This window comes from Citreicoccus inhibens, from assembly GCF_019039035.1.
GTDB classification, from domain to species: Bacteria; Myxococcota; Myxococcia; order Myxococcales; family Myxococcaceae; genus Citreicoccus; species Citreicoccus inhibens.
Genome location: NZ_JAHNZT010000014.1, coordinates 87,871 through 113,888, shown reverse-complemented (window position 1 = coordinate 113,888; position 26,018 = coordinate 87,871). Strand labels below are relative to the sequence as shown.

General features: G+C 69.8%; 22 protein-coding genes and 1 tRNA gene. 16 read left to right on the top strand and 7 right to left on the bottom strand.

Annotated features, from left to right (window positions below; translation table 11 throughout):
* Nucleotides 1-26: 26 nt before the first annotated feature.
* From groL to KRR26_RS18575, 6 genes are all read left to right on the top strand, one after another.
* A complete protein-coding gene (groL, locus tag KRR26_RS18600) occupies nucleotides 27-1,679 on the top strand; it encodes a chaperonin GroEL (protein WP_120208578.1) in 1,653 nt (550 codons plus the stop codon).
* Nucleotides 1,680-1,849: 170 nt separating this feature from the next.
* Entirely contained in the window at nucleotides 1,850-2,107 is a 258-nt protein-coding gene (gene grxC / locus KRR26_RS18595) for a glutaredoxin 3 (RefSeq protein WP_120208576.1), read from the top strand.
* A 94-nt stretch (nucleotides 2,108-2,201) separates the two neighbouring features.
* The gene (locus KRR26_RS18590; RefSeq protein WP_120208575.1) at nucleotides 2,202-2,603 is read left to right on the top strand and encodes a hypothetical protein; all 402 of its coding nucleotides are present in this window, start codon (nucleotides 2,202-2,204) and stop codon (nucleotides 2,601-2,603) included.
* Between the two features lie 94 nt (nucleotides 2,604-2,697).
* Nucleotides 2,698-3,681, top strand: a complete 984-nt coding sequence (locus tag KRR26_RS18585) for a hypothetical protein (RefSeq protein WP_328707168.1) — start codon at nucleotides 2,698-2,700, stop codon at nucleotides 3,679-3,681.
* 135 nt (nucleotides 3,682-3,816) lie between these two features.
* Entirely contained in the window at nucleotides 3,817-5,202 is a 1,386-nt protein-coding gene (locus KRR26_RS18580) for a sigma 54-interacting transcriptional regulator (protein WP_199723859.1), read from the top strand.
* A gap of 40 nt (nucleotides 5,203-5,242) precedes the next feature.
* A complete protein-coding gene (locus tag KRR26_RS18575; protein WP_217080437.1) occupies nucleotides 5,243-6,460 on the top strand; it encodes a hypothetical protein in 1,218 nt (405 codons plus the stop codon).
* A 137-nt stretch (nucleotides 6,461-6,597) separates the two neighbouring features.
* Here KRR26_RS18575 and smc read toward each other — a convergent pair whose 3' ends face one another.
* Nucleotides 6,598-10,200 (bottom strand): chromosome segregation protein SMC, encoded by a 3,603-nt coding sequence (gene smc / locus KRR26_RS18570; RefSeq protein WP_217080436.1) that lies wholly within the window; start codon nucleotides 10,198-10,200, stop codon nucleotides 6,598-6,600.
* A gap of 311 nt (nucleotides 10,201-10,511) precedes the next feature.
* Here smc and KRR26_RS18565 point away from each other — a divergent pair, with 311 nt between their 5' ends.
* A complete protein-coding gene (locus KRR26_RS18565) occupies nucleotides 10,512-11,204 on the top strand; it encodes a hypothetical protein (RefSeq protein WP_120208569.1) in 693 nt (230 codons plus the stop codon).
* Nucleotides 11,205-11,211: 7 nt separating this feature from the next.
* Here KRR26_RS18565 and KRR26_RS18560 read toward each other — a convergent pair whose 3' ends face one another.
* Nucleotides 11,212-12,585, bottom strand: coding sequence for a hemolysin family protein (locus KRR26_RS18560; protein ID WP_120208567.1), 1,374 nt, complete (start codon nucleotides 12,583-12,585; stop codon nucleotides 11,212-11,214).
* Nucleotides 12,586-12,597: 12 nt separating this feature from the next.
* On the bottom strand, nucleotides 12,598-13,413 hold the full coding sequence (locus KRR26_RS18555) for a tetratricopeptide repeat protein (protein WP_120208566.1): 816 nt from the start codon (nucleotides 13,411-13,413) through the stop codon (nucleotides 12,598-12,600).
* A 63-nt stretch (nucleotides 13,414-13,476) separates the two neighbouring features.
* Here KRR26_RS18555 and KRR26_RS18550 point away from each other — a divergent pair, with 63 nt between their 5' ends.
* Nucleotides 13,477-14,679 (top strand): CapA family protein, encoded by a 1,203-nt coding sequence (locus KRR26_RS18550; RefSeq protein ID WP_120208564.1) that lies wholly within the window; start codon nucleotides 13,477-13,479, stop codon nucleotides 14,677-14,679.
* Nucleotides 14,680-14,714: 35 nt separating this feature from the next.
* On the opposite strand, the gene KRR26_RS37460 is transcribed toward KRR26_RS18550, so the two are convergent.
* On the bottom strand, nucleotides 14,715-14,837 hold the full coding sequence (locus KRR26_RS37460) for a hypothetical protein (protein WP_268905855.1): 123 nt from the start codon (nucleotides 14,835-14,837) through the stop codon (nucleotides 14,715-14,717).
* Between the two features lie 155 nt (nucleotides 14,838-14,992).
* Here KRR26_RS37460 and prfA point away from each other — a divergent pair, with 155 nt between their 5' ends.
* From prfA to KRR26_RS18530, 4 genes are all read left to right on the top strand, one after another.
* Complete coding sequence (prfA, locus tag KRR26_RS18545; protein ID WP_120208560.1) at nucleotides 14,993-16,084, top strand: peptide chain release factor 1; 1,092 nt, start codon at nucleotides 14,993-14,995, stop codon at nucleotides 16,082-16,084.
* The gene (gene prmC / locus KRR26_RS18540; protein ID WP_120208559.1) at nucleotides 16,081-16,965 is read left to right on the top strand and encodes a peptide chain release factor N(5)-glutamine methyltransferase; all 885 of its coding nucleotides are present in this window, start codon (nucleotides 16,081-16,083) and stop codon (nucleotides 16,963-16,965) included. The genes prfA and prmC overlap by 4 nt, the downstream gene beginning before the upstream one ends.
* 14 nt (nucleotides 16,966-16,979) lie before the next feature.
* Nucleotides 16,980-18,251, top strand: coding sequence for a UDP-N-acetylglucosamine 1-carboxyvinyltransferase (gene murA / locus KRR26_RS18535; RefSeq protein ID WP_120208557.1), 1,272 nt, complete (start codon nucleotides 16,980-16,982; stop codon nucleotides 18,249-18,251).
* A 135-nt stretch (nucleotides 18,252-18,386) separates the two neighbouring features.
* On the top strand, nucleotides 18,387-18,776 hold the full coding sequence (locus KRR26_RS18530) for a zf-TFIIB domain-containing protein (RefSeq protein ID WP_120208555.1): 390 nt from the start codon (nucleotides 18,387-18,389) through the stop codon (nucleotides 18,774-18,776).
* Between the two features lie 12 nt (nucleotides 18,777-18,788).
* Here KRR26_RS18530 and KRR26_RS18525 read toward each other — a convergent pair whose 3' ends face one another.
* Complete coding sequence (locus KRR26_RS18525; RefSeq protein WP_217080435.1) at nucleotides 18,789-19,619, bottom strand: discoidin domain-containing protein; 831 nt, start codon at nucleotides 19,617-19,619, stop codon at nucleotides 18,789-18,791.
* Nucleotides 19,620-19,771: 152 nt separating this feature from the next.
* On the opposite strand from KRR26_RS18525, the gene KRR26_RS18520 reads away from it, so the two are divergent.
* Nucleotides 19,772-21,634 carry an ABC transporter substrate-binding protein gene (locus tag KRR26_RS18520; RefSeq protein ID WP_217080434.1) on the top strand — a complete coding sequence of 621 codons (1,863 nt, stop codon included), beginning with the start codon at nucleotides 19,772-19,774 and terminating at the stop codon, nucleotides 21,632-21,634.
* Nucleotides 21,635-21,688: 54 nt separating this feature from the next.
* On the opposite strand, the gene KRR26_RS18515 is transcribed toward KRR26_RS18520, so the two are convergent.
* The gene (locus tag KRR26_RS18515) at nucleotides 21,689-23,173 is read right to left on the bottom strand and encodes a hypothetical protein (RefSeq protein WP_217080433.1); all 1,485 of its coding nucleotides are present in this window, start codon (nucleotides 23,171-23,173) and stop codon (nucleotides 21,689-21,691) included.
* 345 nt (nucleotides 23,174-23,518) lie between these two features.
* On the opposite strand from KRR26_RS18515, the gene KRR26_RS18510 reads away from it, so the two are divergent.
* The 3 genes from KRR26_RS18510 (at nucleotide 23,519) to KRR26_RS18500 (ending at nucleotide 25,755) form a co-directional block, all read left to right on the top strand.
* Nucleotides 23,519-23,591: transfer RNA gene (locus KRR26_RS18510), tRNA-Gly, on the top strand.
* A gap of 238 nt (nucleotides 23,592-23,829) precedes the next feature.
* A complete protein-coding gene (locus KRR26_RS18505) occupies nucleotides 23,830-24,678 on the top strand; it encodes a GC-type dockerin domain-anchored protein (protein WP_120208550.1) in 849 nt (282 codons plus the stop codon).
* A gap of 39 nt (nucleotides 24,679-24,717) precedes the next feature.
* Nucleotides 24,718-25,755: a PA0069 family radical SAM protein gene (locus KRR26_RS18500; RefSeq protein WP_217080432.1), complete on the top strand. Its 1,038-nt coding sequence runs from the start codon at nucleotides 24,718-24,720 to the stop codon at nucleotides 25,753-25,755.
* A gap of 6 nt (nucleotides 25,756-25,761) precedes the next feature.
* On the opposite strand, the gene KRR26_RS18495 is transcribed toward KRR26_RS18500, so the two are convergent.
* Nucleotides 25,762-26,010: a GlsB/YeaQ/YmgE family stress response membrane protein gene (locus tag KRR26_RS18495; protein ID WP_120208547.1), complete on the bottom strand. Its 249-nt coding sequence runs from the start codon at nucleotides 26,008-26,010 to the stop codon at nucleotides 25,762-25,764.
* Between the last annotated feature and the right edge of the window lie 8 nt (nucleotides 26,011-26,018).

The following is a 26,018-nucleotide window of genomic DNA, read 5'->3' as shown; positions in this document are numbered from 1 at the left end:
CCTCTTTTCCAAGGATTCATTCCACCATGGCGAAGGACATCATTTTCGACGTGCGCGCGCGTGAGGCCATCCTCCGCGGCGTGAACATCCTCGCGGACGCGGTCAAGGTGACCCTGGGGCCCAAGGGCCGCAACGTCGTCATCGAGAAGAGCTTCGGCTCCCCCACCATCACGAAGGACGGCGTGACGGTGGCGAAGGAGATCGAGCTGGAGAACAAGTTCGAGAACATGGGCGCGCAGATGGTCAAGGAGGTTGCCTCCAAGACGTCTGACGTCGCCGGTGACGGCACCACCACGGCCACCGTGCTGGCGCAGGCCATCTTCCGCGAGGGCGCGAAGCTGGTCGCCGCGGGCCACAACCCGATGGACATCAAGCGCGGCATCGACAAGGCCGTCGCGACCATCACGGCCGAGCTGAAGACGCTGGCCAAGCCCACCAAGGACAAGAAGGAGATCGCCCAGGTCGGCACCATCTCCGCCAACGGTGACTCCACCATCGGCCAGATCATCGCGGACGCGATGGAGAAGGTCGGCAAGGAGGGCGTCATCACGGTCGAGGAGGCCAAGGGCCTCGAGACCACCCTGGACGTGGTCGAGGGCATGCAGTTCGACCGCGGCTACCTGTCCCCGTACTTCGTGACGGATCCGGAGCGCATGGAGGCGGTCCTCAACGACGCCCTCATCCTCATCCACGAGAAGAAGATCTCGTCGATGAAGGACCTGCTGCCGGTGCTGGAGCAGGTGGCGCGCGCGGGCAAGCCGCTCATCATCATCGCCGAGGAGGTCGAGGGCGAGGCCCTGGCCACCCTGGTGGTGAACAAGATCCGCGGCGTGCTGAACGTGGCCGCGGTGAAGGCGCCGGGCTTTGGTGATCGCCGCAAGGCCATGCTGGAGGACATCGCTGTCCTGACCGGCGGCCGGATGATCGCCGAGGACCTGGGCATCAAGCTGGACACGCTGACGCTCCAGGACCTGGGCCGCGCCAAGCGCGTCACCATCGACAAGGACAACACCACCATCGTCGACGGTGCGGGCAGCCAGAAGGACATCGAGGCGCGCGTGAAGCAGATCCGCGTGGCCATCGAGGACACCTCCAGCGACTACGACCGCGAGAAGCTCCAGGAGCGCCTGGCGAAGCTCGTGGGCGGCGTGGCGGTCATCAACGTCGGCGCGGCCACTGAGACGGAGATGAAGGAGAAGAAGGCCCGCGTGGAGGACGCGCTCAACGCGACCCGCGCGGCCGTCGAGGAGGGCGTGGTGCCCGGCGGCGGCGTGGCGTTCATCCGCTGCCTGAAGTCCCTGGACGGCCTGAAGGTCGTCGACGGCGAGAAGTTCGGCGTGGAGATCATCCGCCGCGCGCTCGAGGAGCCCCTGCGCCAGATCGTCGGCAACGGCGGCCTCGAGGGCAGCGTGGTGGTGAACAAGGTCAAGGAGGGCTCGGGTGCCTACGGCTTCAACGCCGCCACCGGCGCCTACGAGGACCTGCTGGCCGCGGGCGTCATCGACCCGGCCAAGGTGAGCCGCACCGCGCTGCAGAACGCGGCGTCCGTCTCGTCCCTGATGCTCACCACCGAGGCCATGGTCGCGGACCGCCCGAAGGCGGACGACGACAAGGCGCCCGCCGGCGGCGGCATGGGTGGAATGGGCGGCATGGGCGGTATGGGCGGCATGGGCATGTAGTCGCCCCGTCCCTCCTGACTCCGGCGCTCGCGCCGGGGTGATGGAAGGACCCAAGGCCTCCGGTTCCCTCGCGGGAGCCGGGGGCCTTCGTGCGTTCAGGCGGTCGCGACGGTGGCGGCGCGCGAGGGGGGCCCTTACTCTGGGGAACAGGAAGAAGGAGGGAGTCCCCCATGAAGCCCGTGAAAATCTATACGACGAACTATTGCGGCTTTTGCCTCCGGGCCAAGGACCTGCTCAAGCGCAAGGGCGTGGACTACGAAGAGGTGGACGTCACCGGCGACGATGACGAGCGCGCCCGGCTGGTGGAGCGCAGCGGTGGCCAGCGCACCGTGCCGCAGATCTTCATCGGCGATGACCACGTGGGTGGCTACTCGGACCTGGCCCGCCTGGACAACGAGGGCAAGCTGGACCCGATGCTCCAGGCCTGAAGGGGCCGGGCGAACAGCCGCCCCGCGCCTCCGCGTGCCCCTGTCTCGTGCATAGCTTTGCTGACAGAGGCACCCAACGCTCGGGAGGAGCACCATGGCAGGCAACGCGCGGCAGGCGGGCACCCACGACGAGACCTCCGCCCTCGTGGGGGCGGTGTACCACCTCACGAAGGGCGTGGCGGCCTGCGAGCGGGCCCTGGCGGACGCGGGCCCCTCGGGCGACCCGGCCCACCGGCAGCTCTTCCAGGACTGGCGCGAGGAGCAGCAGCACCTGCTGGAGCGCGCGAAGAACCTGCTCGCGGCCCGGCTGGGAGCGCGCCCCGAGGACGCGCGGCGGGCTCGAGGGGGCGCGGCGAAGAAGGCGGGCGCCCGGGGCGCGAGCGTGCGGACGCAGGTGAGCGAGGGCGTGAAGTCGGGCGGGAATGCCTGGGACGACATCGTGGACCTGCAGTCCAAGGAGTCCTTCCCCGCCAGCGACTCGCCCGCGACGTACTAGCGAAAACTGGCCCCGGACTGGATTCCCGAGGGGGTCTTCGTCTTCACTTCGGGGGGTGAACCCCCTCGGCCCCTCGTCCCGTTCGCGCGCCGCCGTGGCCCTCGTCGCGCTCGCGTGCCTCAGCGCCGCGTGCCAGGGCAGCCGCGGCCCCCAGGTGCGGCGCTCCGATGCCGCGCCGGCGCGCCTCGCCGCGTCCGCCATCATCGTCTACCCGTTCGGCTTCCGGTGGAGCTCGCCCGCGTGGCGCTCGGTGGAGCTGTCGCAGCGGCTGGTCTCCGTGGGCGTGGCCGAGGCCGGTGACACGGCCTTGTTCTTCGGCCCCACCGAGGTGCGGGTCTACCGCCCCGACGACGACAACGCCTGGGCCGCCAGCGACGCCGTGGCCGTGCTGGCCCCCTATGGCGTCCGCCCCGACGCCGCGCTGGTGCTGCGCCCCTGGGCTGAGAAGCGCACGCAGTCCGGCTCGCACGAGTTGGAGGACGCCAAGGGCCGCACGGTGGGCCATGCCGCCTCGGAGGACGTCACCTACGTGGGCCACGTGGAGGTGGTGCACCCGGCCTCCCAGCAGCTCGTGCTGGAGGTCTCCGCCGAGGCCGCCGTGAACCCCTTCGCCGAGCGCGCGGACGAGGGCGCCGATCCCGCCCCCGAGCTCACCGCGATGATGGAGCTGCTCACCCGCGAGGCCCTGCGCGCCTTGGGCGGCTCGCTGCAACAGCCCCGCGTGCCCGCCCCCGCCATGGGCCGGGTGGCCTGGGTGCCCTGGGAGGCCTTGGACCTGACCGAGGAGCTGTCCCAGCGCGACGCGCTGGACGCCGAGGTGCTGCGCCACCAGCGCCTGCGCTTCGCCAACCCCGGTGAGGAGGACACCCTGCTCAACGCCCTGCAGAGCGCGCCCCCGGGCCTGCTCGTGCGCGAGGGCCCCGCGAGTGGAAAGCTGGTGCCCGGGGACATCGTGCTCACGCTGGATGGGCGCCCCGCCCTGCCCCAGGCCCTGGCCCGCGCGCGGCTGGCACCTGTGCCCGTGGAGGCGCGTGTCAAGCGGGCATCCGGCGCCACGCTGCCCGTGTTGTTGCCCTGACTGACATCTGGGGCGGATCATTCCGGGGGGACTTGTTTGTCTTGCCCGTCATGTCCTCTCCCTCCTAAACAGGGCGTACCCAGGCCGGATGGGAGCCTCCGCCCCTCGCGGCCCCGAGAGGAAGGGCGAGCGCCCATGATCGAATCCAGGCCCGAGGTCACCGAGACCGTCCAGACCGAGCAGGAAGGACGCGCCACCCGCATCCCCATCCACGAGTGGACCGTGGAGGTGGTGTCCGGCCCGGACAAGGGCAAGAAGGTCGTCACCCGGGATGCGCTCGTGCGCGTGGGCTCGGACCCCGCAAGCGATTTGGTGCTGGGCGACGCCACGGTGAGCCGCCGCCACCTGGAAATCGAGCGCACCACGCACGGGCTGATGCTGCGCGACACCGGCAGCCGCAACGGCACGTTCCTGGATGGCCGGCAGGTCGTCCAGGCCTACCTGTCCAGCGGCGACAAGGTGGAGCTGGGCAAGACGAAGCTCGCCGTGCGCCTGGCCCCGCGCCCCACCGAGGTGGAGGTGGCGGGCGCCGAGTCCTTCGGGCAGCTCGTGGGCAGCTCGGAGAAGATGCGCTGGGTCTTCACGGAGCTGCGCCGCATCGCCCGCGAGGACATGAACCTGCTGCTGGAAGGCGAGACGGGCACCGGCAAGGAGCTGGCGGCCCGCGCGGTGCACCAGCACTCGGTGCGGCGCCACGGCGCCTTCAAGGTCGTCGACTGCAACCTCATCTCCGAGGAGAAGGCCGAGCGCGAGCTGTTCGGCGGCCTGCGCGCCAACGAGGGCGAGGACAAGGCCGCGCGCGGCGTCTTCGAGGCGGCACGCGGCGGCACCCTCTTCCTGGACGAAGTCGGGGAGCTGCCCCTGTCCGTGCAGGGCAAGCTCTTGCGCGTGCTGGACACGCGCGAGGTGCCCTCGCTCGACGGCCAGCCCGTGGCGGTGGACGTGCGCGTCATCGCCTCCACGCACCGCAACCTGGAGGAGGACGTGCGGCAGGGCCGCTTCCGCGCCGACCTCTACTTCCGACTGGCGGTGGCGCGCGTGCGCCTGCCGCCGTTGCGCACCCGCCGCGACGACATCCCGGCGCTGGCCCAGGCGCTCTCGCGCGGCCTCAAGAGCACGGTGGAGCTGACGCCGCAGACGCTCGCCCTCTTCGATGGCTACGACTGGCCCGGCAACGTGCGCGAGCTGCGCAACGTGCTGGAGCGCGGGGCCCTCATGCAGGAGACGGGCAACAGCAGCTGGCTGGACTTCCTGGCGCAGTCGGCCGTGCGCCCCGAGGGAGCCGCGCCCCAGACGAGCGTGTCCGCGCTGGTGTCAGGCATGCCGTACCACGAGGCCAAGGACCGCGTGCTGGCCGACTTCGAGCGCCTGTACTTCGCCGAGGTCATGCGCTCGGTGGGCTTCGACATGAAGGCCGCCGAGCAGCGCACCGGCCTGTCCATGCAGAGCCTCTATCGACTGTTGAAGAAGAACGGGCTGCGACTCAAGGACCTCAAGAACGCCGAGGGCCTGGAGAAGTGAGTGCCCCCCGCTGTCCCCAACCGAGGGAGAACCCCACGTCATGATGCGCCGTCTTGCGATCGCCTCCATCGTCCTTACCACCGCCTGTGCCGGTCAGCAGAAGACCGAGGGCGGTGAGCAGAAGAAGCTGTCCACCGAGGAGAAGCTGCGCATCACCAACCAGCCTCCGTTCGACCTCGTCTCGTGCTTCCCGCGCGAGGTGACGCTGCCCCAGCCGGTCAACGACAGCGCGCTCCTGGGCGCCATCCTCGCCACCCGTCCGGAGGTGATGGAGTGCCTGGTGGACCCGAAGCACCGCGGGCCCGCGGCCACCACCAAGCTCACGGTGAAGTCGACCGTGTCCCCGGAGAGCGCCACCAACACCGTCGAGGGTGAGAACCTCACCCCCGAGGGCAAGCAGTGCATCCAGCAGGTGGTGGACGCGCGCGTGAAGGCCGCCCCGCTGCCCGCCGGCGCCAAGCCCGTCACGGCCAGCATCCCGTTCGAGCTGACCGCCTCCGGCAACAACTCCGTCACCTACGGCATCAACGACGGCTCGGACTTCGCCGGTGCGGTGCGACTGGCCCAGAAGTCGTGGTGCGAGTGCTACGCGCCCTTCAAGACGCAGACGCCCCCCGTGCTGCAGGCGCACGTCACGCTCGCCAAGGGCCAGCCGACGGCCACGGAAATCACCTTCGACCCCGCGGGCAGCACCGAGGGTGAGCAGCTCGCCTCGTGCCTCAAGCTGAAGCTGGCCGCGGTGCCGGCGAAGCTCTCCGTGGACACGCTGAAGGTCCCGTACCGCTTCGTCACGTACAACTCCGAGGCCGCGACGGACATGGCCACCGCGCTCCCGCCCGAGCTGCGCTTCTTCCAGCTGGAGCTCGTGCGCACCCAGCGCGCCGCGGACGTGGCCGTCGCCAGCGGCACGCGTGGCTCCGCCGCCGAGGCGTACGCCGCGGTGGTGGACCGCTACAAGAAGACCAAGGACTACAAGCTCTTCGACGAGCTCGAGACCAAGTGCAACACGCTGGTGAAGGCCTCCAGCAGCACCGCGGACGCCATCCAGGCGCAGCAGGACGTGGAGCAGGCGCAGCTGACGCTCGTGCAGCAGGACCTCAAGCCGAAGGACCCGGCCTGGGCGGAGGCCGAGACGGCCACGCAGACCTCGCTCACCGAGACGCAGAAGGCGCTGACCGCCGCGAAGCAGGGCGTCGAGGCCGACAAGGCCGTGTGCCCCAAGAAGACGTACAGCCCGGCCCCGGCCAAGAAGAAGTAGTCCGCCGGAGCCTCGCTCCGACCTGACATGACGAAGGCGCGGGACCCGACCTGGGACCCGCGCCTTTTGTCTGTCCAAACGTCGCCGAGCCATCCGGAAAGGGCCCTCGCGCGGGCCCCGGACGCCGCTTCCGCGCGCTACGCGGCGGAGACCTTGTCGTCGTTGTGCGCGGAGGCCTCGCGCATCTTCACGCTGACCAGCTTGGAGATGCCGGGCTCCTCCATGGTGACGCCGTACAGCGTATCGGCGATCTCCATGGTGCGCTTGTTGTGGGTGATGAGGATGAACTGCGACTGACGGCTCATCTCCTTCACCATGTCGTTGTAGCGGCCCACGTTGCCCTCATCCAGCGGCGCGTCGACCTCGTCCAGGAGGCAGAAGGGCGTGGGCTTGATGAGGAAGATGCCGAAGATGAGCGCCACGGCCGTGAGCGCCTTCTCGCCACCGGAGAGCAGGTTGACGCTCTGGAGCTTCTTGCCCGGCGGCTGCGCGACAATCTCCACGCCCGGCTCGCCGTTGGGGCCCTCCTGCGTCAACACCAGGCTGGCCCGGCCACCGCCGAACAGGCGCGGGAAGATGGCCTGGAACTTGTCGTTCACCACGTCGAACGTCTGCTTGAAGCGCTCGCGGCTGGTGGCGTCGATGCGAACGATGGCCTCCTTGAGCTGGCTGATGGAGTCCGTCAGGTCGCGGCGCTGCGCCGAGAGGAAGTCGAAGCGCTTGGACAGCTCCGCGTGCTCGTCGATGGCCGTGAGGTTGATCTCCCCCATCTTCTCTACCTGGGCGCGCAGGTCCTTCAGCTCGCCCTCGACCTCGGGCGACAGGGGCGCCAGCAGGTGGTAGCGGTGCAGCTCGGTGGCCAACTCCACCTGGTGGCGCTCGCGGATGCCCGCGCCCAGGTGCTCCAGCTCCAAGGCAATCTCCCGCTCGCGCAGGCTGATGGTGGAGAGCCCCTGCATCAGCTCCTCCACCCGGCCGCGCAGCTCGCGGAACTGGGTGTCCTGCTCACGCACCTCCGTCGAGGCGGTGGTGTGCGCGGCGCGGCGCGTCTCCAACAGCTCGGCGGAGACCCGGTGCTCGCCGGCGCGCTTCTCCCGGGCGGCCTCCAGCTCCTCGGTGCGGCGCTCCAACTCGGAGGCCTTCGCGCGGCCATCGGCCACCACGGACTGCAACCGGCCCGTGCGCGACTCCATGTCCTTGCGCTGGGTGATGAGGCTCTCCAGCTCCTTGCGGGCCGCCTCGCCGCGCTCGCTGCCGGCGGCGACCTTGATGCGCAGCCCGGTCAGCTCCGCCGAGGCCGCGTCCGCGCGCTGGCGCAGGCTCTCCATCTCGCCGGCGAGCTGACGCACCCGCTCCTCGCGGGCCTCGCGGTCCGCCTGTCCGTGGGCCACCTCGCCGCGGCTGGTCTCCTCCTCGTTCACGAGCGCCGTGTGGCTCTGCGCGAACTGGGACTCCTCCGTCTCCAGCGAGCGCAGGCGCTCGCGCACCCGGGCCAGGTCCTCGCTCGCCTTGTGCAGGTCCTTCTCCTGGCTGGCGAGGTTGACCTCCTCGGCGTGCTGCTCCTTGCCCAGGCCCTTGAGGACCCCCTCGGTGTGCCCCATCTGCTTCTGGAGCGAGTAGTGGCGCGTGAGGATCTCGTTGTAGCGCTCCTCCACCCGGGCCACTTCGGCGGCCAGCTCGGCGATCTCCCGCTTCTTCTGGAGCGCGCCCACCGCCGCGCCCTCGCGCTCACCGCCGATGATGGTGCCGTCGGCGCGGAACACCTCGCCCTCCAGCGTCACCAGCGTGCAGGCCGGGCCGCTGGACTCCGCGTACGCGCGCGCCACCGCCACGTCCTGCACGATGACCACGTCACCCAGGAGCAGCCGCACCACCGGCTGGAGCGCCTCTTCGCACGTCACCTCGCCCAGCGCGTGCGCGAGCACGCCCGCGCGGTTGAAATCCGGCGTCACCGGCGGAGGCAGGGACTCGCTCATGGGCACCGGCAGGAAGCTGCCGCGTCCCTCCGAGTGCCCCTTGAGGTACTCCACCAACTCCACGCCCTTGTCGCGGCTCTCGACGATGACGTGCTGGAGCCGCTCGCCCAGGGCCGCCTCGATGGCGCGCTCGTACCGCGGCGCGACGTTCAGCACGTCCGCCACCAGGCCGAAGATTCCCTGCTCCCGCGCCGCCTCGGCCGCGCGCACCATGACGGCGCGCACGCCGCGGTCGAAGCCGTCGTAGTTCTTCTGGATGTCCTGAAGCGAGCCCAGGCGGCTGCGCTTGTCGCTCAGCTCCTCGCGCAGCGCGATGACCTGGATTTCGTTCTCCGCGAAGTCCGCGCGGGTCCGGTTGAGCGCCTCCTCCTCCTGGCCCTTTCGCTCCGCCAGCTCGTGCGCCAGGTGCCGCGTGTCCTCCACGCGCTTGGCCGCGTCGGTGCGCACCTGATCCAGCGACTGCTCCTGGGCGCGCAGGGCATCCAGCTCGCCCTGGAGCTTGGCCCGCCGCGACTCCAGGTCCCCGCGCTGCCGGGCCAGGTTGACGAGGTTACTCTCGTGGTTGGCCAGTCGCGCCGCCACGGCGACCAGTCCCGCGCGCTCCTGCTCCAGCCGCAGGGCCACTTCCGTCTGCAGGTGCGTGACGCGGCGCTGCTCCTCCTGCGCCACCTGCATCGCGACCTCGTCCTCCTTCCACGCCCCCGCGATGCCCGACAGCTCCGCCTCGCGGGCCGCCATGGTGTCCGCCATCTCGGCCTGACGCGCCAGGAGCCCGTCCAGCTCCGCCTGGGACTGGGCCACGCGCGCGCCCGTCTCCTCCAGGTCGCGGCGGCCGTAGGCCAGGTCCTGCGCATCGCGCTGCACGGCGCTCTCGAGCGAGTGCACTTCGCTGGCGAGCTGCTGCAGCGCCGCGCCCTCGGCCTCCAGCTCCGCGCGGCGACGCGTGATCGCCTCTTCCAGCTCCTTCACGCGGTCGAGGCTCTCGCGCTCCTCGGTGCCCAGGTTCTCCAGCCGGAACTGGAGGACCTTCTTCTCGCCCACCAGCTCCAGGTAGCGGTGGCTGGCCGCGTGCAGGTCGATGTCCCGCATGCGCGCCTTGAGCTTCTTGTACTTCTCCGCCTTCTTGGACTGGCGCGACAGCACCTCGAGCCGCTTCTCCAGTTCGTTGGTGATGTCCGCGACGCGCAGGAGGTTGGCCTCGGTGGCCTCCAGCTTGCGCTCGGCGGCCTTGCGGCGGGCCTTGTACTTGGTGACGCCCGCGGCCTCCTCCAAGAGGTGCCGGCGGTCCTCCGGCTTGCTGGAGACGATGAGGCCCACGCGGCCCTGCTCGATGATGGAGTAGGCCTTGGTGCCCACGCCCGTGCCGAGGAACAACTCGGTGATGTCGAGCAGGCGGCACAGCGTCTTGTTGATGAGGTACTCCGAGTCACCGTTGCGGAACAGGCGCCGCGTGACGGTGATCTCCGAGAACCCCTGGTACTGCGGCGACAGCGTGTCCGTGTCGTCCACCAGGAAGGTGAGCGACACCTCGGCCATGTTGAGCGGCTGCTTGGACTCGGAGCCGTTGAAGATGACGTCTTCCATCCCGCGGCCGCGCAAGTTCTTCGCGCTCTGCTCGCCCATCACCCAGCGGATGGCATCCACGACGTTCGACTTGCCGCAGCCGTTGGGACCCACGACGCCCGTGACGCCGTCGTCGAAGGTGAAGACGCTCCGCTCCATGAAGGATTTGAAGCCGGTGATGTCCAGGCGCTTGATTCGCATGCCAGCGGACTCCTGATGGAGGGACGGTGAGGCGGGTTGAAAGTGAGCGCGAGGCCGAAAAATCGGCTCCGCAGCGATCGGCAGGAGTACCAGTCGCACTCCGGACGATCAAGCGTGACCATGCCACGCATGACCCTACGTTCGGCTGCTTGCCGCGCCGCGGACACCCAACGCGCGGGGGCTTGCCTCGTCGGCGCGCCACCCTACCTTCTCGTGAACCGGTTCGGAGGCGACCTACGTTCCACCCCCTGCTTGCTCTGTCGCTTCTCGTGGGAACCTCTCCGACTCCGGACGTAGCACCCCGGTCCGACATGCCTGTAGCGGCCTGTCCCAACCCGTGGTTCCCGCTCGAGGAGGGGCTGCGGTTGACCTACCGGGCGGGGCGCTCGTCGCGGATGGTGCTCGCCACGAAGGACGTCGCGCCGGTGCCGGAAGGACTCCGCGGGACGCTCGCGGTGAGCCTCAAGGGACGCGATGGACAGACGGAGGTCACCTGCTCCGCGGAAGGCGTCAGCACGGCGCTCGGCGGGCTGGAGGGCACGCTGCTGTCCGCGTCCGGGATGAACGTGGAGGTGGTGCACGCCGAGGGCGTGGCGGTGCCCGCGCCGTCCGTCATGGTCCCGGGCGGCACGTGGAAGAACAGCCTCTCGGTCAAGCTTCAGCCGCCGCCCGGCAAGGGCGGGCCGCATGGGCTGCGCCCCATCATCGCCACCACGTTCGACAAGGAAGCCACCGTGGTGGGCGAGGAAGAGGTGACGGTGGGCGCGGGCCGCTTCAAGGCCCTCAAGGTGCGCAACCTCACCACCGCGCGCGCCAGCCGTCCGGGCGCGGAGGGCCGCACGCTGGAGAGCTTCATCTGGTTCGCGCCGGGCGTGGGCATCGTGAAGATCTCCACCGCCGGAAACACGGACCTGGAGCTGCTTCAGGTTGAGCGCCCCGAGCCCAAGGTCGAGCCCGCGAACCGCAAGGGCGCCCCCCGCAAGAAGGCGGCGACCAAGGGCTGAGTCGCGGCTACGAGGTCGACTCGCCGGAGGTCGGCGGAACCTCGGAAGCGCGCGCGGCGGGCGGCGTGGAGGCCTTGGCCTGCGGCCCCACCGTCACGCGCACCACGCGAGGCCCCTCCACCTCCTCCACCTGGATGCGCCACATGTCCAGCTTGAGGCTGTCGCCCTTCTCCGGGACGCGGCCCAGCTTGGCCATCAGGTAGCCCGCGATGGTCGTCACCTCGCCCTTCTCGTCCTCGCTCAGGTCGAAGGTGACGTCGAGCTGCTCCTCCAGATCGTCGAGCTGCGCGGTGCCTGGCAACTCGAAGCGGCCCCCTGGCAGCGCGCGCACTTCCTCCACGCGCCGGCCCAGCTCCGCCACGTCGCCCACCACCTCCGCCACCACGTCCGCGATGGTGACGAGGCCCGAGGTGCCGCCGTGCTCGTCCACCACCAGCGCCGTCTGCCGCTTGCGCCGACGGAACTCGGCGAGCAGCTGCTCCAGCGTGACGTTCTCCGGAACGAAGAGCACGGGGCGCTGCGCCTGCGACAGGCTGCGCAGCTCGCCGCGGGACAGGAGGAAGAACAGGTCCTTCACGTTCACCACGCCCTCGACCTCGTCGAGGTTGCCCCGACACACCGGAAGCCACGTGTGGCCCGCGGCGCGCGCGTCCGCGATGTTGCGCTCCAGGGGCTCCTCCACGTCGAGGAACTTCACCTGATTGCGCGGCACCATCACCTGACGCGCCGTCTTCTCCGCCATCTCCAGCGCGCGCTCCAAGAGCTCCGCGCGCGCCGTGGTGATGGCGCCCGCCTGCGCCGAGCTGTGCAGGATGACGCGCAGCTCATCCTCGTTGTGGGCGTCGTGGGACTCGCTGGCCGAGTGCAGACCGAACACCCGCAGCACCCACGCCGCCAGCCCGTTGAGCAGCGAGATGGCCGGGTAGAAGAGGAAGTAGAACGCCCGCATCGGCAGGGCCACCGCGAGCGTGGTGGACTCCGCGCGCTGGATGGCCAGGCTCTTGGGCGCAAGCTCCCCCAGCACGATGTGCAGGAACGTGATGATGCTGAAGGCGATGACCACCGCCGCCGAGTGGGCCAGCGTCTCTCGCGCGCCCTCCGGCACGAGCGGCACCAGCAAGGGCTCCAGCAACTTGGCGAAGGCGGGCTCGCCCAACCAGCCCAGGCCGAGCGACGCGAGCGTGATGCCGAACTGGGTGGCGGACAGGTACCTGTCCAGCTCCTGCACCATCCGCAGCGCCGTGGCGGCGCCGGGCGTGCCCTCATCCACCAAGGACTGAAGCCGCGTGGCGCGGACCTTCACGATGGCGAACTCGGTCGCCACGAAGAAACCATTGGCGAATACCAGGAGGATCGCCAGCCCGAGGAATACCCATTCCATAGGAATCGCCCTTTAGAAGAGGGCTTCGAAGTCGGGATCGCCCTTGAGCACATCGAACATGGGGTCCGTCGCCAGCCACCCCATGACCTTCTGCCGGTCCGCCGCGAGCGCCTTCTGCAGGTACTGCACGGCGTCCTTGGGCCGACCCCACAGCGCGTACAGCGCCGACAGGTTGTAGTTGAGCAAGAGGTCGTCCGCGTTGAGCGCGCGGGCGCGCTCGTAGGCCCGCTCGGCCTCCGCGTAGAAGCCCTTCTGCGCGTAGCAGATGCCCAGGTCCAGCTGCGCCTCGAAGTTGTCCGGCTCCAGCCGCACCACGTCCTTGAGCTGGGTGATGGCCGAGCGGTAGTCCCCCTCGTCCATCATCAGCGCCGCCAGCTCGTGCCGCGGGAAGGCGTCCTGGGGATCCAACTCGATGGCCGCCTGCAGCTCGCGCAGCGCGTCCTCCACCCGGCCCTGGTCCGCGTAGGTGAGCCCCAGGTTGAGGTGGGCGTCCGGGTACTCCGGATCCAACTCGATGGCTTCCTTGTACTCCTCCACCGCCATCTCGGCCGCATGGGTGGAGAGGAAGCAGGCCAGGTTGTAATGGGCCGTGGCGCTGTCGGGCTCGAGCTTCAGCGCGGTGAGGTACTCGGCGAGCGCCTCGCGGAACTGCTTCTTCTCCGCGTAGACGGTCGCCAGGTTGTCGTGCGCGTGAGCCGAGTTCGGATCCAGGTCGATGGCCTTGCGGAACTCCTTCACGGCCTCATCGAGCCACCCACGGTCCGCCAGCTCGATTCCGCGGGAGTTGTGCTCGTCCGACAGAGCGATGTTGTCCTTGTCCCGGGCCATGAGAGCGCCGGGCAATCTACGCGCCGCGCAATCGCCGGTGCAAGGTAGAGTTTCCCTCCGCCCATGCGCTACGCCGCCCTGCTCCTCGTGCTCGTCACGGCCTGCCACTCCCGGCCCCCACCGCCGACCGAGCTTCCGCCCGCGCCGCCCTCCTCCCTGTCGCCGGACGCCGGCGTGGACTCGGGGGGCGAGGCGCCGGGTGGGTCCAGTACCGGACAGCCCGACGCGGGGGCGGCCGTCCACCCCGTGACGTTGGTGGTGGGCGGCGACGTGACGGTGGGCCACCACTACGAAACGTACTTCGACGAACAGGTGGCCAAGGGCCGCACGCGCGAGGACATGTTCGCCTACGGCTTCCACGAGGTGAAGCCGCTCGCGGACTCGGGCGACCTGTTCGTGGTGAACCTCGAGTGCCCGTACACCACCAGCGAGGACAAGTTGGCCAAGAACTTCAACTTCCGGGCGCGCCCGGAGCTGGTCAACGTGCTCATCGCTGGCGGCGTGGACGCGGTGAGCCTGGCCAACAACCACATGATGGACTACGGCCCGCAAGGGCTGGTGGACACCCTGATGACGCTGGAGGCCGCGGGCATCCCGCACTTCGGCGCGGGGCGCACCCTGGCCGAGGCGCGCAAGCCCGCCCTCCTCACCGTCCACGGGGTGCGCTTCGCCTTCCTGGGCTACTTCTTCCTCGGGGACCGCAACATCGAGCCCGCCCAGGTCTACGCCACCGACACGAGCCCCGGCGTCGCGGGGACGTTCTCGGACGAGGCCGCCATGGAGCGCATGCTGCGCGAGGACATCCTCGCGGCGCGCGCCCAGGCCGACGTCGTCCTCCCCTTCTTCCACTGGGGCCGCGAGGGCAACTACACACCCGAGCCCTATCAGGTGCGCCTCGCCCACGCCGCCATCGACGCGGGCGCCGCGGGCGTGCTCGGCAGCCACCCCCACGTGCTCCAGGCGATGGAGTCCCACCGGGGCGCTCCGGTCATCTACTCCCTGGGCAACTTCGTCTTCGGGGGGAACTGGAACCCGCGGGACAAGCGCAGTGCCCTGTGGCGGGCGCGCTTCTCTCCTGGCGGTTATCTGTCCAGCGAGGTGCTGCCACTGCGCACGGACCGCTACCCGGAGTTCCCGGTGCAGCCGGTGCCCGTCAGCGGGGCGGACGCGGAGGAGGTGCTGCGACTCCTGGCTCGAAGCTCGACGGGGCTGGAGAAGATGCTCCCGGAGCTGGAGCCGTGGGCCCGGCCGCTTCCCTCCCCCTGAGCCGAACGCGCCCGAGGGAGGGAGGAGCCGGAGGGCTAGAACTTGTTGTTGCGCTGCCCACGCTTCGCGCGAACGCGGCGGCGCTTGAGCTGCGACTTCCGGCTCTTGGCGCGGTTGGCCAGCTTCTTCTTGGAACGATTTCCCTTCTGGGCAGGCATGTGGAAGGACTCCGTGTTGGGCGTGAATCTGGCCGCACGAGGCGGCGACGGGGCATCTTCTTTCATGCCCCTGGCCGAGCGGCCAAGAAGTTTCTTGACGGCCTCCACCCTTGCCAGCAGGCGGACAAAGGGGCAATACCCCCCCGGGACTGACGATGATTGACAAACTGGAAGAGGTCGAGAGGCGCTTCGACCGCCTCACCGCCGACCTGTCGAACCCCGACATCCTCGCTGACACCTCGAAGCTCCAGAAGGTCTCCAAGGAGCGCGCGGGGTTGGAGAAGCTCGTCGAGGCGTTCCGCGCCTACCGCAAGGTCCTCGCGGACCTCGGCGAGGTGGAGGCCTGGCTGGGCAGCTCCGACCCGGACGAGAAGGCCTATGCGCGCGAGGCCCTGCCGGGCCTGAAGCAGCAGCGCGAGGAGATGGAGGCCTCCCTCAAGATCCTCCTGCTGCCCAAGGACCCCAATGACGAGAAGAACGTCATCCTGGAGATCCGCGCCGGCGCGGGCGGCGATGAGGCCGCGCTCTTCGCCGAGGAAGTGATGCAGATGTATCTGCGTTACGCGGACCGCAAGGGCTGGAAGGCGGACATCATCGACATGAGCGCGGGCAACGCGGGCGGCGTGAAGGACGCCACGCTCACGCTGTCCGGCGACGCGGTGTTCAGCCACCTCAAATACGAGTCCGGGGTGCACCGCGTGCAGCGCGTGCCCGCCACCGAGACCCAGGGCCGCATCCACACCTCCACCATCACCGTGTCGGTGATGCCCGAGGCCGAGGAAGTGGACGTGCAGGTGAACCCGGCCGACATCGAGATGCAGGTGATGCGCTCGACGGGCTCCGGCGGCCAGAGCGTCAACACGACGGACTCGGCGGTGCGCCTCATCCACAAGCCCTCGGGCATCGTGGTGAAGTGCCAGCAGGAGAAGAGCCAGGGGAAGAACCGCGCCATGGCCATGCGCATGCTGCGGGCCAAGCTCTATGAAATCGAGCAGGAGCGCATCCGCAACGAGCGCGACTCCACGCGCCGCGCGCAGGTGGGCACCGGCGACCGCAGCGAGAAGATCCGCACCTACAACTTCCCGCAGGACCGGCTCACCGACCACCGCATCGCGCTGACGGTGCACAACCTGCCGGCCATCATGGCGGGCTCGGTCGAGGACATCATCACGGCCTGTCGGACGCACTATCAGGCCGAGGCCCTCAAGGCCCAGACCGGTGGCGGGCGGCCCGGCAGCGAAGCATGAGCGGCGGCGAGACCTGGACCATCCGCAGGGTCCTCACCTGGACGACGCAGCACTTCGAGAAGCGGCAGGTGGATGCCCCGCGCCTCACGGCGGAGATCCTCCTGGCGCACGTGCTGCAAACGGGCCGGGTGCGGCTGTACGTGGACCTGGACCGGCCGCTCTCCAAGGAAGAGCTGGCCACGTTCCGCGCGCTCATCGAGCGGCGGCTGGCGGGTGAGCCCACGCAGTACCTCACGGGCGTGAAGGAGTTCTACAACCGCCCCTTCCGGGTGGACTCGCGCGTGCTCATCCCGCGCCCGGAGACGGAGCTGCTCGTGGAGGCCATCCTCCAGGTGCTCCCCAAGGACGCGCCCTCGCGGGCCCTGGACGTGTGCACGGGCTCGGGCTGCATCGCCATCAGCCTCGCGGCCGAGCGGCCCCAGGCCACCGTCCTCGCCACGGACCTGTCCCCGGGCGCGGCCACCGTCGCGCGCGCCAACGCCGAGGCCCTCAAGGTGGCGGACCGGGTGACGGTGCTGGAGGGCGACCTGCTCGCTCCCGTCCCGGCCGAGGCCCGCTTCCACGTGGTGGTGTCCAACCCTCCCTACGTGGACGCGGGCGACATCCCAGGGCTCTCCCCCGAGGTGCGGCATGAGCCCCACATGGCGCTCGACGGCGGCCCGGACGGCCTGCGGCTCATCCGCCGCGTGGTGACGGACGCCCGGCGGTTCCTGGAGCCTGGCGGCCTCCTTGCAATGGAGATTGGCGAGACGCAAGGCCCCGCGGTCCTGGAGCTGCTGCGCGCTGCGGGCTACTCGGACGCGCGCGTGGAGAAGGACCTGGAGCGGCGCGAGCGCATGGCTTTTGGGACACAGCCCGTGGCCAGCGGGCCACAAGGCTGAGGACGGCGGACAGCATGGACATGATCATCGTGAAGGGCGGGCAGCCGCTGCATGGCGAAGTGGCGGCCTCGGGTGCGAAGAACGCCGCGCTCCCCATCCTCGCCTCCGCGCTGCTGGCGGACGGCACGCACACCTTCCGCAACGTCCCGGACCTGGCGGACGTGGCCACCATGCTCGAGGTGCTGCGCACCATGGGCTGCGAGGCCGCGCGCCTCACCGGCCGCAAGAAGGACGTGTGCGAGGTCGCCCTCTCGGGCCCCATCACCCCCGAGGCCCCGTACGAGTTGGTGAAGACGATGCGCGCGAGCGTCCTGGTGCTGGGGCCGCTGGTGGCCCGCTTCGGGCGGGCGCGGGTGTCCATGCCGGGCGGATGCGCCATTGGCGCGCGGCCCATTGATCAGCACCTCAAGGGCCTCAAGGCGCTGGGCGCGGAGATCCACCTGACGGAGGGCTACGTCGAGGCGCGGGCGAAGCAGCTGCGCGGCGGCACGGTCAACTTCGACGTCATCACCGTCACCGGCACGGAGAACGTGATGATGGCGGCGGCGCTGGCCAAGGGCCACACCGTCATGGAGAACTGCGCGCGCGAGCCCGAGGTGGAGGAGCTGGCGCGGGTGCTCAACAAGATGGGCGCGCGCATCGAGGGCGCGGGCACGTCCGTCATCACCATCGAGGGCGTGGACAGCCTCAAGCCCGTGGACCACGCCATCCTCCCGGACCGCATCGAGGCGGGCACGCTGCTGGTCGCGGCCGCCATCAGCGGCGGCAACGTGCTGGTGAAGCACGCGCAGGTCGAGCACCTGGAGGCCGTGGTGGACAAGCTGCGCGAGGCCGGCTGCACCATCACCGTCGAGGCGGGCGGCCTGCGGTGCAAGGCCCCTCGCACGCCCACCGCGGTGAACATCACCACGACCGAGCATCCAGGCTTTCCCACGGACATGCAGGCCCAGCTCATGGCGCTGATGTCCGTGAGCAACGGGACGTCGGTCATCTCGGAGAACATCTTCGAGAACCGCTTCATGCACGTGCCGGAGCTGCACCGGCTGGGCGCGGACATCACCATCCAGGGGCACACCGCGGTGGTGAAGGGCGTGAAGGGCCTGAGCGGAGCCCAGGTGATGGCCACGGACCTGCGCGCGAGCGCGTCCCTCATCCTCGCCGGCCTGAGGGCCGAGGGACCGACCGAGGTCAGCCGCGTCTACCACCTCGACCGAGGTTACGAGCGGCTGGAGCGCAAGCTGCGCAGCCTGGGCGCGGACATCCGCCGGGTGAAGGCCCGGGGCTGAAAGGGTGCAAAAGGTCTCGGACGCGACGTTGAGAACAGAACCCCTCACACGGGTTGCATCCCAATTTTCGCGCGACCTATCATTCTCCATCTACTCGGGAGCACTGCTCCCCCCTTCAGGAGAATGAGCCGCCCCATGAATTGCCCCGGTTGCAACGTCGAGATGGCCGATCTCGAGGGGGACGATCAGACGTTGCGGAAGTGTGGAGAGTGCGGCGGGCTGTGGATTGACGTCGCGGACCTGAACCGGGTCCTGCTCCACAACAACCTCCCCGGGCTGGACAGCCAGGGCGGCAAGATGGATGCCGAGGCCCTCACGGGCCAGTGCCCCGAATGCCATGTCGACCTGGTGCGCGTGGATGGAGGGGACCGGCAGCATCCCCTGCACTACGACACGTGCGAGTCCTGCGGCGGCATCTTCCTGGAGTCTGAGTTCCAAGACGCCCAGGACATCCAGGTGGCGATGCAGGAGATCGTCGAGTTCTTCCGGCACTTCAGCGCCAAGAAGAAGCTGGCGGCCCTGTAAGGCAGGAGTCGCTCAGGGCTGATTGCGGAAGGCGCGCCCCCACTCCTCGGGGAGCGCGCCGTCCAGCGCGATCCGCCCTCCCGTGTTGGCCTCGTCGCGAGGCTCCAGCCGCACCACGACCTTGCCCTTCTTGGGCACGTCGAGCGTGAGCCGTCCGCCCGAGGCGATGTAGGTCCCCGTCACCACGGTGTGCTCGCCGCCCTCCAGGGGCTCCAGCGAGAAGCGCCAGGTGCCGTCGGCGAAGATGGACAGGAAGCGCTCGGGCGCGCCCTCCATGCCCCCGAACCAGGTGCCGAGGAATGGCGTCACGGCGGGGTCGTACTTGAGGCGCGGCGCCAGGAAGGTGCCATTCAGCGGCTTGCCTCCGGAGTAGAGCACCAGGTCCGTCACGCACACGGGCGCGCCGTCCTCCGCGCCACGAAAGCGCTCCGCCACTTCCAGCGTGAAGCGCGACCCGACGAGCGGCGGGTTGAAGGGAACGGGCTGGAGCCCCCGCTTGTCCTCCACGGTGAGGCTCCGCGAGTCCTCCGTGGTGGTGAGGACGAGCTTCTTCGCGCGGGCGTGGGCCTTGAAGGCCTCGCGGCTCGTGCCGTCCCCCGTGTACACGCGGACCTCTTCCACGGAAACGGGCTCCTTGAAGCCGATGGTGATGGGGGCGGCCGTGGACCCGCCGGGCGAGCACCACGCGGTGGTGTCTCGCCCATCCAGCAGGTTGGCGGGGGCGTAGCGCTCGGGGTGCTGCTCCCGCTCCAGGTAGTCCTCTGCCCGCGCGTACCCCGGCGCGGGCGCGGCGGCGAGCGAGGGGGAGGCAAGCAGCAGGCACACCCAGGGGAGGCTTCGCATGGGCCGCATCTTGGATCGCCCCCGGCGCGGGGATCCAATCCGGGGCCCCCGCGCCCCGCAGGGAGGGATGAAAGCGCCCGGCCCCGGGTTGGGGGTGCTTGACACCCGGTCACCCCAGGGAAAAGAAGGCGAACCGTGCGGAGGAGAACCTGATGAGACGTTGGGGCTGGGTCTGCGTGTTGGCCGCAACCATGGTCGGCTGCAAGAAGGACGCGGCAACCGTACCCGATGCCGGCGTCCTGGAGACGGGTCCCGCGCAACTCACCGAGCAGGAGCCCAACGAGCGGCCGGAGCAGGCCCTCACCCTCACCCGCGACAGCCAGGTGACCGCGGGCCTCACCGCCGAGCCCAACAAGGCCGACGAGGACTGGTACCGGCTGGCGCCCTCCGCGCCACGCATCGCGGATGTGTCCGTGTCGGGTCTGCCCGGCGGAGACATCACGCTGGAGGTCTACGACCGCGACCGCAACCGGCTCGCCAGCGTCAACAGCGAGGGCGACGGCAAGGGCGAGCGCTTCCCCAACCTCTACGTGGACGGCGAGCGGTGGGTGCGCATCGCGCCCTCGCGCAAGGGCGTGGGAGGGGCCTACACGCTTCAGGTGAAGTTCCGCGCGCCCAATGACGGCGAGGAGCACGAGCCGAACGATAGGGCCGTGGACGCGGTCGCCCTCTCGTTGGGCCAGCCGGTCACGGCCTTCATCGGCCACGCGGGCGACGAGGACTGGTACCGCGTGGAGATTCCCGGGCCGCCCGGCGCCACCGAGCCGCCGCCCGCGCTCGACAGCGGCGCCGCGCCGACGACGCCCGATGTCGCGCCCACCGAGGCGGCTCCCGCCCCAACCACCGAAGGCACCTTCGCGGGAGGCGAGCCCCCTGCCCCCGCGCCCGAGGGCACGCCCGGCGAGGACGCGGGAGCCGTGGCGGAGGCCGTGGACGCGGGCCCGGCGGTGGAGCCGGAGATTCCGTCGGTCGCGCTGAAGATCGAACTGTCCGCCATCGAGGGCGTGCGCCCCGAGCTGTCGGTGCTCTCCGCGGCGGAGGCGACGCTGTTCAGCCTGCGCGGCAAGGAAGGCGAGGCGCTCGCGCTGCGCAACATCGGGGTGCGCGCCACGGACCGCGTCGTCTACGTGGTGGTGAAGAGCGGCTGGGTGGGCACGGGCAAGGAGGCGCGCCGCACGTTCAACGCGGAGCGCCCCTACACGCTCACCGTGTCCCAGGAAGAGGCGGGCGCGCACGCGGAGCTGGAGCCCAACGACGAGCTGCTCAAGGCCACGCCGCTGGGCGGCTCGGGCTACCGCGAGGGCTTCCTGTCGCCCAAGGGTGACGTGGACAACTTCGTGCTGCGCACCCGCGAGCCCGTGCTCGCCAAGGTCGAAGTCACGGGCGTGGACCGGCTGGACCTCGTGCTGTCCATGGTGGAGCCGCCCCAGGGCGACGGCAAGGCGGAGACGGTGCTGCTGCGCGCCAACGACGGCGCGGTGAAGGAGCCCGAGCGCCTCAACAACGTGGCCTGCCACGACACCTGCTACTTCCGGGTGGAAGGCGCGTCGCGCAAGGTGGACGGCAAGTGGGTGAAGGACTTCGAGAACCCGGATCAGCCCTACCGCATCACCGTCACCACCGTGCCGGACAACGGCAGCGAGGAGCGCGAGCCCAACAACACCCCGGACCGCGCGCAGGACCTCACGCCTGGCAAGGCCGTGCGCGGCACCGTGTATCCCGTGAAGGACGTGGACTACTTCCGGCTGGACCTGTCGGACCGGCCGGTGCGCACGTCGCTGAAGGCCACGCTGCTGGGCATCCTCAAGGTGGACGTGGGCCTGTACCTGCACCGCATGGGGCCGGACGGGAAGCTGTCGCTGGTGCAGACGGCGGACCGCGCCAAGGGAGATCAGCCCGAGGTCATCCGCTACAGCGCCGAGCCCGGCGTCTACATCCTGGAGGTCCGCGACGCGAAGAACCGCGAGGCCAATTTCCAGGACTCGTACCAGCTCACCGTCGAAGAGGCGGAGTAGCACGGGAGCCCCGCGCCCCGGACTTCCACCCGGGGCGCGAGGCACGGTGGCCACTCAGAGCGGCTCGGCCGTCGCGCAGCTGGGCGAAGCGCTCTCCGCCGTCACACGCGTGAGCGACTTCGGGCTCGCGTCCGTGAACGTGGAGACGCCGAGCACCAGACACGTCCGTGACGTCAGGAGCTTCGACGCCGGGAACGCGGCGATGGGGGTGCTGAAGTCGGAGCTCAAGTAGACCGTGGAGAGCGAGGAGCCGTAGAACGGGCTCGTTCCCCACGCGAACTTCTTCCCCGTGGCGGGAGACGCGGTGGTCAGGCCGCTGTACTGCGCGGATTGATACGACCACTCGCCCTCGGAGAAGCCCGCGCTGAGCAGCGCGTGACCGGACGCGGCCTTCGTCGTGCCGTTGTTGTCGCTGTACACGCCATGGACCAGCCCCGTGTCCGCGCCGAGCTTCATCTCCACGAGGCCGATTTCATAGAGCACTCCGGTGCTCGAATGGCGCGCGAGCAGCGCGTGGTACTTGCGCACGGTGCCAATGGGCTCGTTCCAGGTCCAGTTCGCCTGCGTGGTGAGTGAGCCCGCGGCGGGCGCGAGCGTGGTGAAGTGGCCGCGCGCATCGCCCCACTGCACATTGTTGAGCGGCGCGTTGACGTCCGAGTCCGCGAACTCGACGACCCCGTAGGGCCCGCGCATGTCGAAGGAGAGCTGTCCCGCGGTCGCCTCGCTCAAGTCCACCCGCGTGTCGATGCGCGGGAAGTCCATCCCCTTCTGGAAGACCCAGCGGATGCTCACCGGCACCAGGAACTTCTGGTGCGCGCTCGCGGCCGCTGGAGTCGTCGCGGTCACATCCGCCATGGCCACGCGCGTGCCCCACTTCGGATAGCGCTGGGTGAAGGTATGGCTGATGGAGGTCGAGCCCGCGCTGATGGCCGAGTGCGTCCCCTGCACCGCGAAGCCCACGCCCAGCGGCGAGTCGTCCTCGCCATGCAGCCCCGCGAGGGTCCCCGACGAGCCATTGTCGAAGCTCCGATACAGCTCATGGGCCACGAAGTAACCGTACCCACGCTCGCCCCCGGTGGTGCCATCCACCGTCACGGTGCGCCAGCTCGCGCCGGACTTCACTTGATAGGTCAGCTGAACGGCATAGCCGCCGTGGCTCGACGCCGACTCGCGCTTCAGCGAGACGGTGCGCGGACGCCCCTGCGCGTCCGTCCACGTGTACCGGTCCACCGAGACTCCGCCCACCGTGGCGGTCTCACGCGAGACGCCGTCCCCTTGTTCAAGTGCGGGGTCGACGGTCGTACCTCCGTCCGTCCCCCCATCGCTTCCGCCCGTGCTTCCAGCGTCCACGCCGCTGTCGGCTCCGCCTGTGTTTCCGGCATCGATGCCGCTGTCACCCCCTCCAGGACCGCCCGAGACGCCCGCATCCGTGCCGCCATCCGGGAGTGAGCCCGCGCCGGGCGAGGGCGCATCCGAACCACAGGCGCCCCACCCCAGCGCCATTCCCAAGAACGCCACCGCGAGCCATCGCCTGTTCATTCGCATGCGTCGCCAATATCACGCACCCCAGACAGCGAGGAACGCCGGGGTTCCTGCCATTGCAGCCTGTGAGAGTCTTTTCAAAGCCATGGCAAGACATGCGGATGAGCCATGTATCGGGACCCATGCGGTTCACACGCGCCCCGGACTCCGCTGACGACGGCGGCGAGACCGCACGAGGTTCGGTCCGCCAGCGGACACCCGCGCTGGATGACGTGCCACCCTGGGGCCAAGGCGCGGAGCAGGCCGCGGGTCCAGGGCCCGTGGATTCTGAGAGTCGCGCCTCGGGAGGGCCGCAACGTCCTTGACGGTCCAGGAGGGCTGCGGTACACCCGGCCCACTTCTGCGGTGGTAGCTCAGTTGGTAGAGCACGAGCTTCCCAAGCTCGGGGTCGAGGGTTCGAATCCCTTCCGCCGCTCACGAATGGAAGGCCGGTGGTTCCTTTCCAAAGGACCACCGGCCTTTTTTCGTTCTGGGAACTCCACTTCGCGCGGGTCCGCGGATGCCCCCACACCCATCGGCGACCCCGAGCTTCCCAAGCTTGGGATCGCGGGTTCGCGTTCCTTCCCCGCACATCGTGACAACGACGGCACGCCGAAATGTCAGGCAAACAACGTAAGGTGCGCGCCTCTCCCCGCAGTCCCGCTGAGGAACGCATGCGTCTCCTGTCGATGTGTGTTGGTGCTCTCCCCCTCGTTGTCGCCACCGCCGCCCAGGCCCAGGTCATCACCCCGGTGCAGGGCAGCCGCTCGGTCTCCGCCGGCATCTCCGCCGTGGATGCCACCACGAACGTCGTCCACTCGGACTCCCACGGCACCCATGGCTTCGCGCCGTTCAGCGACAGCATCGTGCTGAAGGCCAACACCCAGTATGAGGACTCGAAGAGCCGCGTGGACGCGGATGGCTCCGGCACGGGCCAGTCCACCATCGGCGCCTCGCGCATCACCGCGTCCGTCTCCGCCACCGCTCGCGGCGTCGCCATGGATCCGTCCGCGCGGGGCCAGGGACAGGGCAACGCGGACTTCTACCTGACCTTCAACGTGAACCGCATCTCGCGCTACGTGGTGTGGGGCAGCGCGCAGGCGGACTCGGACGCGTACATCGGCGCGTACCAGTTCGGTGGCTCCACCGCCCTGCTCTACGTCGCCGACATCACCGCGACCCACCCCATCCTCTCGCTCGACATCGGCAACCTCGACGGCGAGGACTCCTCCACGCGCACCGGCTGGATTCCCGCGGGCCAGTACACCCTCCAGGGTGACGTCTCCGCGCTGGTGGACGCCCAGGGCCAGGGCAACGGCTCGGCCTCCGCGTCGTGGTCGCTCGACCTGCAGCTCTTCTGCCCCTCCGACTACGACGTGAACGGCACCGTGAACGTCGCGGACCGCACCGCCTTCCTCAACGCGTGGCAGGCCGGCCAGCTGGCCGCGGACGTGGACGGCAACGGCACCGTGGACGCCACGGACCGCACGCTCTTCCTGTCCGCCTACAACACGGGCTGCTAAGCGCTTGACTGAACGGGCTTTCAGCCACACCGTAGGGGCGTGAAAGCCCGTCCCATCGACAACCCGCCCAACCCCTGGGCGAGCACCGCGGTGGAGTACCTCGACGAGATTCCTCCTTCACGGTTGGAGGTGTGGGAGGACCACAGTCGCTCCGTGCTGTCGCACAACGACAGCCCGGACGTCGGCTTCGATTGGAGCGCCAATCCCTATCGGGGCTGCCTCCATGCCTGCGCGTACTGCTACGCGCGCCCCACGCACCAGTACCTGGACCTGGGCGCGGGCACGGACTTCGAGACGCGCATCGTGGTGAAGCCCCGCGCGCCGGAGCTCCTGCGCGAGGCGTTCGAGCGCCCGTCCTGGAAGGGAGAGACGGTCGTCTTCAGCGGCGTCACGGACTGCTACCAGCCGCTGGAGGCGTCCCTGCGCCTCACCCGCCAATGTCTGGAGGTCTGCGCCGAGTACCGCAACCCCGTGGGCATCATCACCAAGGGCGTGCTCATCGAGCGGGACCTGGACGTGCTCCAGCGCCTGGCGCGCGAGGCGCGACTCTGGGTCAGCATCAGCCTGCCCTTCCATCAGCCGGACCTGGCGCGCGCGATGGAGCCCTACGCGGCCTCGCCCCAGCGCCGGCTGCGCACCATCGAGCGGCTCAGCCAGGCGGGCATCGACGTGGCGGTCTCCGTGGCGCCCATCATCCCGGGCCTCAATGACGAGGACATCGCCCGCGTGCTCGCCGCGGCGCGCGAGGCCGGCGTCTCGCGGGCGCACTACACGCTCCTGCGGCTGCCCGGTCCCGTGAAGGAGGTCTTCGAGGAGCGCCTGCGCGCGAAGCTGCCGCTCCGGGCCGCCCGCGTCCTGCACCGCATCCGCGAGACGCGCGGGGGCGAGCTGAATGACTCGCGCTTCCGGCACCGCATGCGCGGAGAGGGGCTCTACGCCCAGAGCATCCACCAGCTCTTCCACACGACGGCGCGCCGGCTGGGCATCCGCGGGTCCGCCATCACCGAGGCGGCCCCGGACACCTTCCTGCGTCCGGAGCGCAAGCCTCCCGCCTCTCCGCAGCTCAGCCTGTTCTGAGCCGAGCTACTTGGAGATGGCCTTCAACAACGTCAGCAGGAGGAAGGCCCCCGCCGTGGCGACGCCCAGCGAGTAGAGGTTGAACCCCGTCACGCCTCGGCCGCCGAGCAGGTTGAACACCCAGCCGCCGACCATGGCGCCCACGATGCCGGTGAAGATGTTGGCGAACAGCCCCATCCGGGCGTCAGTGCCCTTGATGATGCTGGCCAGCCATCCCGCGATACCGCCCAACACCAGCCATGACAAGATTCCCATGCCGTCCT

Coding starts and splice junctions, on each gene's coding strand:
- KRR26_RS18505 (WP_120208550.1), top strand. CDS start 23,830: ATGCGTCTCCTGTCGATGTGTGTTGGTGCTCTCCCCCTCGTTGTCGCC.
- KRR26_RS18575 (WP_217080437.1), top strand. CDS start 5,243: ATGATGCGCCGTCTTGCGATCGCCTCCATCGTCCTTACCACCGCCTGT.
- KRR26_RS18525 (WP_217080435.1), bottom strand. CDS start 19,619: ATGCGAAGCCTCCCCTGGGTGTGCCTGCTGCTTGCCTCCCCCTCGCTC.
- KRR26_RS18580 (WP_199723859.1), top strand. CDS start 3,817: ATGATCGAATCCAGGCCCGAGGTCACCGAGACCGTCCAGACCGAGCAG.
- KRR26_RS18520 (WP_217080434.1), top strand. CDS start 19,772: ATGAGACGTTGGGGCTGGGTCTGCGTGTTGGCCGCAACCATGGTCGGC.
- KRR26_RS18590 (WP_120208575.1), top strand. CDS start 2,202: ATGGCAGGCAACGCGCGGCAGGCGGGCACCCACGACGAGACCTCCGCC.
- KRR26_RS18515 (WP_217080433.1), bottom strand. CDS start 23,173: ATGAACAGGCGATGGCTCGCGGTGGCGTTCTTGGGAATGGCGCTGGGG.
- KRR26_RS18550 (WP_120208564.1), top strand. CDS start 13,477: ATGCGCTACGCCGCCCTGCTCCTCGTGCTCGTCACGGCCTGCCACTCC.
- KRR26_RS18555 (WP_120208566.1), bottom strand. CDS start 13,413: ATGGCCCGGGACAAGGACAACATCGCTCTGTCGGACGAGCACAACTCC.
- KRR26_RS18565 (WP_120208569.1), top strand. CDS start 10,512: ATGCCTGTAGCGGCCTGTCCCAACCCGTGGTTCCCGCTCGAGGAGGGG.
- KRR26_RS37460 (WP_268905855.1), bottom strand. CDS start 14,837: ATGCCTGCCCAGAAGGGAAATCGTTCCAAGAAGAAGCTGGCCAACCGC.
- KRR26_RS18495 (WP_120208547.1), bottom strand. CDS start 26,010: ATGGGAATCTTGTCATGGCTGGTGTTGGGCGGTATCGCGGGATGGCTG.
- KRR26_RS18530 (WP_120208555.1), top strand. CDS start 18,387: ATGAATTGCCCCGGTTGCAACGTCGAGATGGCCGATCTCGAGGGGGAC.
- smc (WP_217080436.1), bottom strand. CDS start 10,200: ATGCGAATCAAGCGCCTGGACATCACCGGCTTCAAATCCTTCATGGAG.
- KRR26_RS18560 (WP_120208567.1), bottom strand. CDS start 12,585: ATGGAATGGGTATTCCTCGGGCTGGCGATCCTCCTGGTATTCGCCAAT.
- prmC (WP_120208559.1), top strand. CDS start 16,081: ATGAGCGGCGGCGAGACCTGGACCATCCGCAGGGTCCTCACCTGGACG.
- grxC (WP_120208576.1), top strand. CDS start 1,850: ATGAAGCCCGTGAAAATCTATACGACGAACTATTGCGGCTTTTGCCTC.
- prfA (WP_120208560.1), top strand. CDS start 14,993: ATGATTGACAAACTGGAAGAGGTCGAGAGGCGCTTCGACCGCCTCACC.
- groL (WP_120208578.1), top strand. CDS start 27: ATGGCGAAGGACATCATTTTCGACGTGCGCGCGCGTGAGGCCATCCTC.
- murA (WP_120208557.1), top strand. CDS start 16,980: ATGGACATGATCATCGTGAAGGGCGGGCAGCCGCTGCATGGCGAAGTG.